This window comes from Polystyrenella longa (assembly GCF_007750395.1).
GTDB classification, from domain to species: Bacteria; Planctomycetota; Planctomycetia; order Planctomycetales; family Planctomycetaceae; genus Polystyrenella; species Polystyrenella longa.
Genome location: NZ_CP036281.1, coordinates 1,945,001 through 1,958,717, shown reverse-complemented (window position 1 = coordinate 1,958,717; position 13,717 = coordinate 1,945,001). Strand labels below are relative to the sequence as shown.

The window sequence follows — 13,717 nt, the reverse complement described above, 5'->3', positions numbered from 1 at the left end:
GGAGTTGCAATGTTCCCTCGTTACATGTCTATCCAGATGCCGCTCTTGGTAATCATCGGTCTCAGTTACACGTCTTTACTTGCCGATGAACCGGAAACCGCTGGAAAACTGACTCCCCAAGAAGAACTGGCGACGTTCACTTTGCCCGAAGAGTTTGAAGCCTCTGTCGTCGTAAGTGAACCTGATGTGAGCCAACCGCTGTCCATCGAATTCGATACAAAGGGCCGCATGTGGGTTCTACAGTATCTGCAATACCCGATTCCTAATGGGTTGAAAGCGGTCGAAGTCGATCAGTACTTGCGAACCAAGTACGACAAACTTCCTGAACCTCCTCCCAAAGGTCCACAGGGCGAAGATCGAATCTCCATCTACCAGGATCAGGATGGTGACGGGGAGATGGAACTCATCACCCATTTTCTTTCGAATCTCAATCTCGCTTCCGGGTTTGCACTCGATCATCACGGGGTGTATGTCGTCCAACCCCCTTACCTGTTGTTTTACCCTGATGCAAACCAAGATGATCAGCCCGACGGCGATCCGCAGGTTCTATTAACCGGTTTCGGAATGGATGACGCGCATGCGTTTGCCAACTCCCTCACCTGGGGGCCGGATGGCTGGTTGTACGGAGTCCAGGGAAGTACCGTCACCGCGAACATCCGTGGAATCGAGTTTCAACAGGGCTGCTGGCGATACCATCCCGAGACCGACCGGTTCGAACTTTTCTCAGAAGGGGGCGGCAACTCGTTCGGACTCGATTTCGACCAGTACGGAAATGTGTTTGCCGGTGGAAATACCGTGGAACCGCTCGTCCATCATGTGCAAGGCGCCTACTACGTTAAAGGATTCGGCAAACATGGCCCCCTTCATAATCCGCATACCTATGGCTACTTCCAACCCGTCCAGCATCACGGTTACGTCGGTGACAGCCTGACGGGTGGGTTTGTCTTGTATCAGGGAGGCGCCTTTCCGGAAGAGTTCAATAATAATTGTATCGCCCCCAATACCCGCCACAGTGCGATGCGCTGGAGCACCGTAGAAAAACGAGGATCAACATTTGCTACGAGGGCGGTAGGTGATTTCATCACCTCGACGCACAACTGGTTCCGGCCAGTTGAGTCCGCCGTTGGTCCTGATGGTGCGCTTTATGTCGCCGACTGGTACGACTACAACATCGCGCATTCCTCTCCGCAGAATCATGGCAAATGGTACATGCCCAGCCGTTTCGACGGACGTATCTTCCGCGTCGGACCGAAGACTGTCACCAAGTTCCCTGCCCTCGCCGGAGATTTGAAACAACGGAACATTGACCAATTACTGGAGCTTCTTGAACATCCCAACGCCTGGTTCGTTCGCCATGCGCGCAGGTTGTTAGTCACTCAGAAAGAAGCGAGCCTGACCACCGCTCTAAGTGAGCGGGCCCTCAACACAGAGAATGAGGTGCTAGCGCTGCAAGGCCTCTGGATTCTGTCCCAACAGGGAGAGATGACAGAAGCACTGGCCCTCGACCTTCTCAACAGCCCTCACGAATATGTTCGGGCGTGGACCATCCGACTGCATGGAGACTCAGGAGAACTATACCCTGCATTCTTTAAAGCCTGCCTGAATCTGGCAAAGTCCGATCCCAGTCCCATCGTCCGCAGTCAACTCGCTTGCACCGCCAAACGTCTCTCGAGCGAACAGACTTTGCCTCTCATCTTCGAATTATGGAAACAGTCCGAAGACCTGGATGATCCGTTTATTCCTTTGTTGATCTGGTGGGCACTGGAGGACAAAGCGGTTTCTCATTCCAATGAGGTCGTGGCTCTCTTCCAGCAACCGTCTACCTGGCAGCAGCCACTCGTACAGAATGTCCTACTGGAACGCATCGCGCGGCGATACACGGCCGAACAATCAACCGCTGGCTATGACGCCCTCGCTTCCCTGCTCGCATTGGCCCCAGACGAATTAACCCGTCAGTCGCTGGTCACAGGAATGACAACCGCACTCGAAGGACGTCGACTAGACGCTATACCGCCGTCGCTCAAACCAGCGATCCAACAACTTCTAACATCGTCATTGGAGAATCCAAACATCATTCAACTTGGGCTGCGATTCGGTTTGGCAGAAGCAGAACCTGTGGCGATTCAATTGCTCCAGGGAGAAACACTCTCCGACGAGGAACGTATCGCCTTAACGACCTGCCTCGGTCAAACAGGGTCAAACGCTGTGATCGTACCCTTGTTAGAACAGCTGGAAGCAAGCCCGAATCAACCACTGCGGTTAGCCACATTAGAGGCACTCGGTCGTTTTGATGATTCCACTATCGGAGAACGACTCCTGGACAATCTCTCTTCCTGGGAGGGAAGACTTAAAGATCAGACGATCACCCTGCTCTGCAGTCGCCAGACTTGGGCGAGTCTGTTACTCACGGGAGTCGAATCGAAACAAATCGACTCTGCCGACGTGACTCTCGACCAGGTCCGTCAGTTTCTGATCCATCAAGATCCCGAAATCCAGCAGCAGATTAAACAGATTTGGGGCACCATCAAACCTGCAACTCCTCAGGAGAAACAAGGACGCATCAAAGCGGTTTTGAAAATCCTCTCGCGTTCTGCTGGCGATCCAACCAAGGGAAAAACGGTTTTCGTGAAAACCTGCGGAACCTGTCACAAACTGCACGGGGAAGGAACTACCATTGGGCCAGATCTGACGGGTGCCGAACGGAAAGATCGTCGCAAGTTGCTGGAAAACATCATCGACCCCAGCGCGATGATCCGCTCCCAGTACATCATGTACACGGTAGTCACCGACGAAGGACGTATCCTCTCCGGATTGCTGGCCGACTCTAACGACAACACGGTTACCTTAATTGACAAACAGAATAACCGAACCATCATCAACCGGGGAAACATCGACGAAATGGATGAATCTTCCCTTTCGCTAATGCCAGAGAAGCTTCTGGAACCACTGAGCGATCAAGATCTCCAGGACCTGTTCGGTTACCTACAGGCCAATTAATTTCTGGTGAGCAGGAAGTGAGTCAATAGTTTGTCCAACTTAAATACGGTAGCATGAAGTAAGAAACATGCTGCGAACCTTAAAAGTCTATGGCAAACCTCTTGTTCACCTCATTCGTCAAACAAAAGATGTTACTGATCGCGACACTCGCCGTCGTTGCGATTGCTCTGCACCTCGGGCTTCGCTGGTTCACATCAGTCGACAACCCGTTGGTGCTAAACCTCCCCTTGTTTATTGCACTCGTACTCGGGGGAGTCCCCCTTGTCTGGGAGTTGCTGCTCAATCTGTTGAAGCGGGAATTTGGTTCCGATCTTCTTGCCGGTATCTCGATCGTGACGTCGATCCTGCTCGGTGAATACCTTGCGGGTACGCTGGTCGTGCTGATGCTCTCCGGCGGAGAAGCGTTGGAAGCTTATGCTGTTGGCAGTGCCTCCGCGGTACTTAAGGCGTTGTCGAAACGGATGCCCTCCACCTCCCATCGCAAGCACGATCATGCGTTGGAGGATGTACCTGCAGAAGAGTTGCTAGTCGGTGACACTGTCGTTGTCTTTCCTCACGAAGTTTGTCCGATCGACGGCACAGTTCTCGATGGCCACAGCGTCATGGATGAATCGTACCTGACGGGCGAACCCTACCTGATGTCCAAAACGCCAGGCTCGACCGTGATGTCGGGAGCAATTAATGGCGAAAGCCCACTCACGATTCGGGCCGACAAACTGGCTGTCGACTCCCGCTACGCACAGATCGTCAAAGTCATTGAATCCTCCCAGGCACAGCGACCACGTATCCGCCGACTGGGTGATCAACTTGGAGCCATCTACACGCCTATCGCCGTTTCCCTGGCTCTCGCAGCGTGGTTTTTCAGCGGCGAGCCAATTCGGTTTCTGGCAGTGCTTGTGGTTGCGACTCCCTGTCCGCTACTCATCGCGATTCCGGTCGCCATTATTGGCTCCATCTCCTTGGCCGCTAAACGAGCTATTGTCATTCGAGATCCGTCCGTTCTCGAAAAAATCGACCATTGCCGCACCATGATTTTTGACAAAACAGGCACGCTCACTTATGGCGAACCCCGCTTGACCGAGCAGCATTACGCGGACGGGCTCGATGGCCAGCGAATACTGGCCCTGGTCGCCAGCGTCGAGCAGTACTCCAAACACCCCCTCGCCAACGCCATCGTCAAGAAAGCCCGGGAAGAAAAACTCTCCCAGTGGGAAGCAGTAGAAATCAGCGAAGCCCCCGGTCAGGGACTTCGCGCCGTCGTCGATTCAGAGCAATTGCGAATCACCAACAGAAGAGGATTTCGAAAACAATTCCCAGAGCAGACCGACCGACTTCCTGAAGAAACGTCCGGACTGGAATGTATCGTCCTGCTTAATGATGAATACGCGGCGACGTATAAATTCAGAGACATTCCCCGCAGAGAAGGAGCATCCTTCATTCATCACTTGGGACCGCAGCATCATATTGAGCGTGTGATGCTCCTCTCTGGCGACCGTGAATCCGAAGCCCGGTATCTGGCGGAACTCGTCGGCATCGAAGTCATTCTTGCAGAGAAAAGTCCGGAAGAAAAACTCGAAATCGTCCAGCAGGAGACAACCAAAGCAGACACCTTATACGTCGGCGACGGCATTAACGACGCTCCCGCCTTGCTCGCCGCTACGGTCGGAATCGCCTTCGGCCAAAACAGCGACGTCACCACCGAGGCTGCCGGCGCCATCGTCCTCGACTCGTCACTCCAGAAAGTCGACGAGTTGATGCACATCAGCCGCCGCATGCGAAAGATCGCTCTCCAAAGCGCCGTCGGTGGCATGCTGCTCAGCATCATCGCGATGTTCATCGCCGCCTCTGGTCACCTTAGCCCCGTCGCCGGCGCCATTCTCCAGGAAGTCATCGACGTCCTCGCCGTCCTCAACGCCCTCCGCGTCGCTCTACCCCCAAAGCAACTGACAGACTACTGAGTTTTTTCTTCCTCGTTATATTGAAAGAACTCATCGGGGTATTCTGTTTCCGTCGAAATCACCTCGTACTTCGTTTCCATTGTCATGACTTTGGATTCGTCCATTCCCGAGGGTCCTGGAGATGAGATACTTGCCGTAGAAATTTGGGGGTACCATTGCCCCGGTTCTAGTTCCTGCCAACTCGTTATCTCATAGCTTTGTAGGATTTGGGGATCGGACACCATAGTCGACTCAGATCTGATTGGAATGTAGTTCCGATTAACTGCAAGGTAAAAGTAGTCGTACCAGTCTTGCTCTCCATACGAGTCAGGAAGGGAGCTAAGACAACGCACCTTTATTACAGGTTCCCCTTTCACCGTTTCTTCCCCCAGAATTTCACAAGTAGTATACCAATCCCTTTGCGAGATCAGTTTCTGATGTTCGTTCGGCTTCTCCCCCGCCAGTACTGCCGACAGTGGTCGCGCGATGTGACGCTGGAGTAGCAGAACCGAATGCGGTAACAGATAACCTTGTTCGATTTCGGTCGTAGCAACCTGTTTAGGCGGTCGTACACTATCTCTTAAATTCAGAGTTCTCCCATCGTAGAGGAACTGAGTTTCTCTGACATGAGTCATGTATTCCTGAGACACGACCTCTTCGGAATCTGACATACCCAAGACGGAAAATGTACTCGTATGTTTATGACGAATATTGAACTTCTCCTGCTGGGCCACACCCTGAACCTCCAAAGTCACATATTTCGGCATCGGACGAAGTGAATTTCCATCTCCAGCCATCGAATCGTCCCATTCCCCCGTTGGATGATCAGGACTGACGTCAAATCCGGGCTGAGGATTCGAGAGCGGCAGGTGAAACTCCGCATTGGAATGCAACTTTACTTCCATGTTTCGGTAGCGATTTTCTTGCTCCTTCACTAATTCAACGAGCTTCATCAATTCGGACGTGAGTCCCACAGGGCCAATGGACTCAAGCTGTTTCTGTGCTTCCGCCTGCTTAACGGCGATGGCCGCTGGTGTTGATTCACTCGAACCGGAATTCATCACGAAGACCGCACCTCCTCCGATGAAAAGCAGTCCCATTGACACGGCGAACAATAACTTTCCTTTACCTGAAATCGACATCAGAATGGCTCCCTTGGAAAATGTGGACGTGGTAACGGCGGTACTTCCCGTCGTTGTTAGAAGTACAGAACTCGTGCAAGACTGAACGGTCTGTTGCAGTAGTGCCGTCGACACCATCGTCGCAGCTGTCGCCTGATTTGCCTGCCAAACTGAGAGCAACGCCGCCAAACCCACGCCCCGCTTGAGCAATCGCTGTTTGAGCAGTTTCCGCCCCCGCTCCAATCGTCCTTTGACGGTCATACTCGTCAGCCCCAGTCGAGCCGCCGCATCTTCACGCGATTGACCTTCCAGACAACAGAGAATAATCGAAGGCTGGTATTTCTCGGGCAGCTGCTCGATTTCCTCAAGCAGGAACTGTAGCTCCGCCGGGCTGTCGGAAGGTGTGGGGGCCATCACGCTTTGCTCCAGAATTTCAGGGCTTGATGAAACAGGCTCACGTTTGCGACGTCGAAGTAATTGACGCGATTCATTCTGAGCGACCTGAAACAACCACGCGGCGACTGCCTGCCGGTCCCGAATACGGTCGGAATGTTCCACAAGCTTAAGAAACGTTGCCTGGAAGACCTCTCCAGCGTCATCGCGATTCGACACCATCTGCTGGGCGATTCCCATCACCAGCCCGGAATGCCGTTCAATCAAGGCTTCCAGAGCGGCGGAATCCCGATCCTCAACTGCTCGGCGCAGGAGTTCGGCATCCTCTTTAAAAGTAGCCTGAGAAGCCATCGGCTTATTCATTTCACCAGTTCCAGCATGAGTTCCCTAAGTCCGGGCGAAAACGGTTCATAACCACCCTCACCTCACCCAGACAGGATACCCACCTCGTCAGAACGGCACACTCAATTTGGAATATTTCTCAAAATTTCTGGACAACGATTCCAGAATCAGAAAGACGCTAGGTCAGTCAGCAGGTTCCTGGTATCGGAAGAACTCATCCGGATAATTAGGATTGAGAGAGAGAACTTCGTATTCGAAGCGAGTCTGTTTAAACAATCCGGAATCTTCACTGCCTCCTATTTTCTTCCGTTTCGATTCGATCTTAATTGGAAACCAAATCCCAGGCTTTATCTCCTGCCATTCTGAAACATTCCACTCGTCGGAAAGTTCACGTGATCCATCCGAACGATTCTCCCAGTGGAAAACACGCATCGGAATATAATTCTTATTCACAGCCAGATATCGGTAAATCTCATCATCGTCTCCCATGGTTCCCAGATAATCGCTGCGAACGACGATTATTGGCTCGCCATTAATTTCTGTTTTTTTCACTATTTTACTGACTACAATCACGCTCGACTTTACTTGTGTCCATGGTTCCACATATTCTGTTCCGCCCCTCAAGATATCGGACAAACGGATGCCTGACAAACCGAGGTTGAAGCAAGGTATTTTCGTATGAGGATCACTGACACCATGCATTGGCAATGAGCAGACCCTGTCAGTCGACGGCAAATTGTAATCATCAATGTAGATTCGCTGATAACGATTGTCGTCATAATATGTCTGGATCGTTCTTGTAAGCCGAGTCATATACTTCTGTGTCTTTTCCCCGTTTTCGTCCGTATGTATGACTGAGTCAATCTGCTTGGCGGGCGAGTTCAATCTGAATTTGTTTCTCTGTCGACAAACAAGCATCTCTCCTATCCACAATTTTGAAAACACTACTGAATTTTCGTCGTTTAGTTGATTGTTAGTTATATATCCAGTGGGTTGACGCGGATCGAGATTAGAACCTGACAACGGATCAACCAAAGGCCCATACTCCTCCGTCTCGGCCTTCTGAAAAAATTCGATATAATTATACTTGGCTTCCTCTTCTCGCACCTTTGCGATCAATTCCTGCATCTCTTTCGATACACCTTCTGCGGGAGGAATGCCATTCTCTGATATTCTCCCTTCAGCCTGTTCAACTTTCTCAGGTTTCGCAACCACTTCGATTTGCTTCTCCGCACTACCGCTCAACAGATAGGTGGAGCCGCCACTTATCGCTAAAAGTATCACCACGACTCCGGCTAGAAACTTCTTTCCCCCGACTAACGTCGTCGTAATAGTCCCTTTTGCAACCACAGCACTGGCTGTGACTCCCGTCGACACCAGCATCGAACCCGCACATGCCGAAGCCGTTTGTTGAATCAGCGCCGTCGAAACAACAGCTGCCGCCGTCGCCTGCTGCCCTTCCCAGGCTGCCAGTAATACCGCTAACCCTACACCCCGTTTAAGCAATCGCTGTTTGAGCAATTTCCGTCCCCGCTCCAACCTTCCTTTGACTGTCACACTCGTCAGATCGAGTTGGCGGGCCGCTTCTTCATGTGTCTTGCCTTCGAGATAACACAGAATAATCGCCGACTGATACTGTTCCGGTAGTTGTTCCACTTCGTCCAGTAACAGTTGCACGTCCTGCTGGTTCTCATTCTCGACAGGTGCGATCACGGTTTGCTCCAGAACGGTGGATTCAAAATGGAGAGGGGCGCGCTGCTGACCACGTAAAAGCTGATATGATTCGTTCCGGGCAACGCGAAGCAACCATCCAGCCAGGGCCTGAGCGTCTTTGATTTCCGGCGCCTTCTCGGTCAGTTTGAGGAAGGTCGACTGAAATGCCTCCTCGGCATCCTCAGGTCGATGAAGTAATTGACGGGCGATCCCCATCACCAGCCCCGAATAACGGTGGATCAACGACTCTAACGCGGAAACATCGCGTTCCGACACGACTCGGCCGAGTAATTCGGAGTCACAACAAGAAGACTTTATCGGTCGTTCTTCATGCAGGTTCATCTATCTGCTTTCGGCAGGCGGACAGGGAATTCATTTACCTTTGGAATCTCTTCACTTACATCCTCTCTTACAGGATGCCCGACCTGACAGATCCGCATGCGTAAACCTGTTTTATTTTCCACTTTGGAGTTTTTTATTTTGAATCCGCATCGACTTCTCGAGGGTTCCTCTGGAAATAATCCCCTATCGACTGTCCTAACTCCGCCCCCACCTGCTGGTAACCCAATTGGTTTCCCTCCGGACGATTCCAACCCGTCTCCAAGGTAACTGAGACGACATGCTCCGCAGTGTGATTAATCACCCAGGTTCCACTCATTCGATTGTATTCCTCGTCGTCCTTCACATAACTGGGATACAGAAACTCCTTTTTCATCTTGCCGATGTGATCGACGGCACAATTCAGTAAGCGGTCATAGTTCTGACGCTGCGTTTTACTTAATTGCTTTAAATTGGGACCAAAGAAATAAGCGTCCTTTTCGCTAGCCCCCGGATTGTGCAGATCGATGAATAAGTCAAACCGCTGCTCATGATCCAGATACTTGATCCGTTCTTGCGCGGCACGCACCTCCGGGTAAACGGGCCGGTCATCCCAATCTCGATTGTGATCACGGGGAAAAGCATTCTTCCCGCCAGCCCCATCCGCCACGTTATCGACGTCCATGATGGGCACAAAATGGATCACTGATTTTGACCGAAGCTCTACGGCGGCAGGTTCGTCACTGATCGCCCACTGCAGGAACCCCTGACCAACCCAACTTCCACCCGCCTCCCAGGCATGTTGCCGAGCCTGCACCCATATTCCAAATGGCTTTTCTTCCAGTCGATCCACAGCTCCAAATCGAATTCCCTTTACTGGTCGTTGCTGACGCGTCTCGGACAGTTCGAAAATCTCTGCCTCGGGCAATTCAGCCTTGGCCTTGTTTAATAATTGCTCGGCCGTTGAAGGCAGAAAAGGAGGCCCCCACGCTAACCAGACCTGGGGCGATTCAGCCTGAAACTGGTACGTTATCGACCCGTTACTTTTCTTACCGGTGGAGGTCTGTTTCCAATCTTGATCATCAAAACTGATCGCGGCCTGATCCGGCAGAGACCACTGGGCAGCCAGCACTTCATCTTGCCGGTAGACGCCTCGCGCGGGTTCGGTGGTTACTTGATAAGACTCGCCGACATCGAGCCCAGTCAGCCGAAAATACCACCAGCAGGGAAACCCTCTTCCTTTTTTCAAGGCGGGTCGGACTGTCACCTTCCGTTCCGATGTTGAAATCGAAACCACTTCAGCAGAGCCACCTTCAAAATCAGAACGGACTACCAACTCGGCCGAGATTGCTGGCCCTGCCAAGAGAAACAGAGCGATGATAATTAGAAAGATGTGGCGCATGCGCTGACCGATCCTAATGAACCTCTTGTACAGCCGCTTCACACGACATTACAGAAGATGTCGAAAGCGATCGTATGAATTGGAATAGAGATTCCAGTCTACACCATCATTGGTGTACGTAGAAAGCGTTATCCTTGATACCAGTATCGCCACGTGCATCAGTCATTCGATAATTGCGTTCTCATTTCGTCTCTCTCGCATTGAAAACACCTTCAAGTCGCTGAAATAGGCAGCCCCTCCCGCCGACGACAGCTTCAATATGCTTGTACCGTCCTGAATCGTTTCGTCTAACGGCACCCAGGCAATCTGAGATCCGTTGAGAAACAGAAACCAATACTCCCGATCACGCATCAGTTTCACGGAATTCAGCCCCTGCGTGTCTATTGCCATAGAAAAGAGAGCCTGTTCCTTTCCGTTCGGAATGGAGCCATTATCACTTTTTACTAATTCCGCTTGCGTCGGCGTCAAACGAATTCCCCATTCCGCTCCGTCAGTCGACGATGCGAAACCGATTGTAACGGAATCCGAATCAACCAGCTCGATTTGAAGCTCCGTGACATAGTTCTCAGGACAGTCCTCTGAATCAACAAGCAGTGAGATTAATCTCTGGCAGAGATCTATTTGAGCCGCGCTCTCATCATCCACCACCAGATAACGTTCTCCCTCTTCACCTTCGCCAGGACTGACCTGCCCTTCCAAGAGCTTCCAACCCGACAGATTGACACCAGTAAACAGGTTCACTCCTGGCCCCGATTCCAGCTGCGGGCGGGGAGGAACTCGCGATGCCTGCATCCAGGCATAACCCCCTCCGCCTATTAGAATCAAGAGAGCAGCCAGCAGCCCCAACTTAACCCAAGTGAGTGGCTTTCCGCGACCTGTAGCTGAAACCTCGCCTGAAATCGTGGTGTCCGATACTAACACCGTTTTATCGAAGTCATTGTCTTTTGACGTAGACGTCATTTTCGTAGTTATGTTGTTGTGAGAAAGAACGGTATTCCCGGTCATTCCGCCAGTTGCTGTTCTATCAAGCAACTGGGATACCTGCTTCCACAACTCTCCGTAATCCGAAATACGTTTTTCAGGATCCGAAGCCATCATATGTTCAACCAACGAAACCGTTTCCGAGGAGACCTTCGCATTCAGTTCCGACAGCGACATTAATTTACCAGACAATTTCAGAGACAATATCTGGTTCAGTGAATTCGCTTTGAAAGGTGCTTCCCCTGCCAGAAAATGGTACAACGTCGCGCCCAGTGCATAGATATCCACACGACAATCCGCCCCATCACTCTCTAACTGTTCTGGGGCGAGGTAGTTCGGACTGCCTATCGCAGAATTCAAAGAGGTCAGTCGCGTGCGGTCTTCTCCCTGTTCCGTTAAAAACGCGAGGCCAAAATCGGCGATCTTGACGAGCGGAACGTTATCCGGCAGCGGATAACCTTTGGGTGGATTAGTAAGCAGCAAATTCGCCGGTTTGATATCGCGGTGAATGATATTTTGCTCATGCGCCTGAGCCAGTCCGGAAACTGCCTGCAAGGTGATGGCCAATGCGATCGACTCTTCCAACGGCCCCTGCTGCTTCAGATACTGATCGGCGTTGACTCCGTCTACCAGTTCCATGGCAAAATAAAATCGGCCATCCCGTTCCCCAAAATCATAGGCCGTCACAATATGAGGATGTTGAAGTCTCGCTACGGCTTGCGCTTCCTGCTGAAACCGACGAGCCACATGTGGAGCCCCCACCTGTGAGCGTAAAATCGTCTTAAGAGCGACTTCCCGATTGAGCATTAATTGCCTGGCGCGATAAATCACACCCATACCACCAAGCCCAACAACGTCGAGAATTTTGTACCCGGGAACAATTTTTTCCGGCGCGAGCATCGTCTGCAGAATGTCGAGTTGCACCGCCGAGAGTAATCCCTTTTCCGATAACAGCTCGAAAGGGTTTTGTCCCAGCTCCCTGGTTTCAGCCTCCAATGAATCCGACTGCTCTTTTGATAAGAGAGAGAGCTGGATGGCCATGGCGAAAAACCGATTGTTCTCGTCAGAAGAAGACATGAAACAGATCTATATTCGAGTCAGAAAGGGAGAGGAATTAATGAAAAGCAATTGAAGAGCTCGACAGGAACGAGGCATTAGGATCACTCTTCCGGATCAACTTCTCCTGACGAGACCTCCGGTAAGTCCTCAAGGTGATCAAGAACCGACTGAATCGAAGGACGATCTGTTAAGTCACGTCCGACATAAGCGAATGTAATCTCACCCGATTCATCAAAGATATAAGTCGATGGTTTGGAGAGGTCTTTGCGAATGCCTAGGTAATTTACCAATTCCAATTCTGAATCGATGAGTATCGGCAATTCCGTTTCTTCCTGCTTCCAACCATGGTTCTGTTGTGACTCTGCCAGGAATTGATCGATTCCATCACGCGTAAATTCGCTTTCGATAGGATAGACCAGTAAAACTTCTGCTCCCATATTCTGAAATCGCTTGTAATACATTACGTATCGCGACGTTTGCGTGGAACAAAACGGGCAAATAGGGACAGTGTTACCTCGAGTGACTACGAGAACCGTTTTTTTCTTACCGATATAGTCACTCAATGCGACTTTCTCACCCTCGAGGTTAAATAACTCGATCTCAGCTGGCGACGCTGGCAACTCTGTGTTGGTCTCAGCTATAGCGTTGAAACTGAAGTTTTTAAAGTGCGGATCATCTTTAGACACATATCCACCATACTGATTCGAGCATCCTGCAAATCCCCAAACTATGGCTATCGCGAAAAAACAGACTCCATAATTAAATAATTCTCCTTTAAACTGCAGCATGACTCACTCCTGAAGGTTTGTAAGAAGCCTTTCTACTGGATTCTATCATCCAGTACGCACTTCTATGCAGTTATGCCTGCTCCATCGTCCTTGTATTCTCGATTTTCGGTGAAGAAAGAACAAGGGCGAGCGTATTTCCCATTCAGTTCAATTTGTATCATCTCCGCAGCGCGCATAAAAAAAACCTTCTCGACCGGTTAGGATCGAGAAGGTTTCGTTGGTTAATTCCGGCGATGACCTACTTTCGCACTGGTATGCACTATCATCGGCCCCAGAAGCTTAACGAACGTGTTCGGAATGGGAACGTGTGTTTCCAACTGGGTATAGTCACCGGAAATGAACAGAGGCACCAATCAACCGAAGTTGACCGCACTCCTCTGCTGTGACTTCGTAATCGCTGCCGTAAAGCAACGACCTTCTGTCATATACAAAAGGTTGTAATCTGAGTCGTCATTTCATACCTAAGGCTTGGATATAATATCCAGGTCAGGTTGTTTGTAAAATTGTCCGCTTTGATCTTGATCGGCAACGTTTCACAAGGAACCATGTTCCAATAAAAACCGTCACAAAGTCAAAAATCAAAGTGGTCAAGCGTTCGTCCGTTAGTACTGGTCAGCTGAGATGATTGCTCACCTTACACAGCCAGCCTATCGACCTGGTCGTCTT

At 50.9% G+C, this 13,717-nt stretch carries 7 protein-coding genes and 2 rRNA genes (1 of these 9 only partly in view); 2 read left to right on the top strand and 7 right to left on the bottom strand.

Annotation, left to right across the window (positions count from 1 at the left end):
- The first annotated feature begins 9 nt into the window (after nucleotides 1–9).
- Together Pla110_RS07300 and Pla110_RS07295 are read left to right on the top strand one after the other, a co-directional pair.
- A complete protein-coding gene (locus tag Pla110_RS07300; protein WP_144994691.1) occupies nucleotides 10–2,997 on the top strand; it encodes a PVC-type heme-binding CxxCH protein in 2,988 nt (995 codons plus the stop codon).
- A gap of 89 nt (nucleotides 2,998–3,086) precedes the next feature.
- On the top strand, nucleotides 3,087–4,955 hold the full coding sequence (locus Pla110_RS07295; protein ID WP_144994689.1) for a heavy metal translocating P-type ATPase: 1,869 nt from the start codon (nucleotides 3,087–3,089) through the stop codon (nucleotides 4,953–4,955).
- On the opposite strand, the gene Pla110_RS07290 is transcribed toward Pla110_RS07295, so the two are convergent.
- From Pla110_RS07290 to Pla110_RS07260, 7 genes are all read right to left on the bottom strand, one after another.
- Entirely contained in the window at nucleotides 4,949–6,811 is a 1,863-nt protein-coding gene (locus tag Pla110_RS07290) for an RNA polymerase sigma factor (RefSeq protein WP_144994687.1), read from the bottom strand. The genes Pla110_RS07295 and Pla110_RS07290 overlap by 7 nt on opposite strands.
- A gap of 162 nt (nucleotides 6,812–6,973) precedes the next feature.
- Complete coding sequence (locus Pla110_RS07285; RefSeq protein WP_144994685.1) at nucleotides 6,974–8,845, bottom strand: RNA polymerase sigma factor; 1,872 nt, start codon at nucleotides 8,843–8,845, stop codon at nucleotides 6,974–6,976.
- Between the two features lie 133 nt (nucleotides 8,846–8,978).
- Entirely contained in the window at nucleotides 8,979–10,223 is a 1,245-nt protein-coding gene (locus tag Pla110_RS07280) for a M14-type cytosolic carboxypeptidase (protein WP_144994683.1), read from the bottom strand.
- Nucleotides 10,224–10,385: 162 nt separating this feature from the next.
- Nucleotides 10,386–12,281 carry a serine/threonine-protein kinase gene (locus tag Pla110_RS07275; RefSeq protein ID WP_144994682.1) on the bottom strand — a complete coding sequence of 632 codons (1,896 nt, stop codon included), beginning with the start codon at nucleotides 12,279–12,281 and terminating at the stop codon, nucleotides 10,386–10,388.
- Nucleotides 12,282–12,364: 83 nt separating this feature from the next.
- Nucleotides 12,365–13,051 carry a peroxiredoxin family protein gene (locus Pla110_RS07270; RefSeq protein WP_144994680.1) on the bottom strand — a complete coding sequence of 229 codons (687 nt, stop codon included), beginning with the start codon at nucleotides 13,049–13,051 and terminating at the stop codon, nucleotides 12,365–12,367.
- A 225-nt stretch (nucleotides 13,052–13,276) separates the two neighbouring features.
- Nucleotides 13,277–13,386: ribosomal RNA gene (rrf, locus tag Pla110_RS07265) — 5S ribosomal RNA — on the bottom strand.
- A gap of 248 nt (nucleotides 13,387–13,634) precedes the next feature.
- Nucleotides 13,635–13,717, bottom strand: a 23S ribosomal RNA gene (locus Pla110_RS07260) (it continues 2,819 nt past the right edge of the window).

Excerpts from the sequence above, each read along its gene's own strand:
- Pla110_RS07290 (WP_144994687.1), bottom strand. The coding sequence starts at position 6,811 with ATGAATAAGCCGATGGCTTCTCAGGCTACTTTTAAAGAGGATGCCGAA.
- Pla110_RS07280 (WP_144994683.1), bottom strand. The coding sequence starts at position 10,223 with ATGCGCCACATCTTTCTAATTATCATCGCTCTGTTTCTCTTGGCAGGG.
- Pla110_RS07270 (WP_144994680.1), bottom strand. The coding sequence starts at position 13,051 with ATGCTGCAGTTTAAAGGAGAATTATTTAATTATGGAGTCTGTTTTTTC.
- Pla110_RS07275 (WP_144994682.1), bottom strand. The coding sequence starts at position 12,281 with ATGTCTTCTTCTGACGAGAACAATCGGTTTTTCGCCATGGCCATCCAG.
- Pla110_RS07295 (WP_144994689.1), top strand. The coding sequence starts at position 3,087 with ATGGCAAACCTCTTGTTCACCTCATTCGTCAAACAAAAGATGTTACTG.
- Pla110_RS07300 (WP_144994691.1), top strand. The coding sequence starts at position 10 with ATGTTCCCTCGTTACATGTCTATCCAGATGCCGCTCTTGGTAATCATC.
- Pla110_RS07285 (WP_144994685.1), bottom strand. The coding sequence starts at position 8,845 with ATGAACCTGCATGAAGAACGACCGATAAAGTCTTCTTGTTGTGACTCC.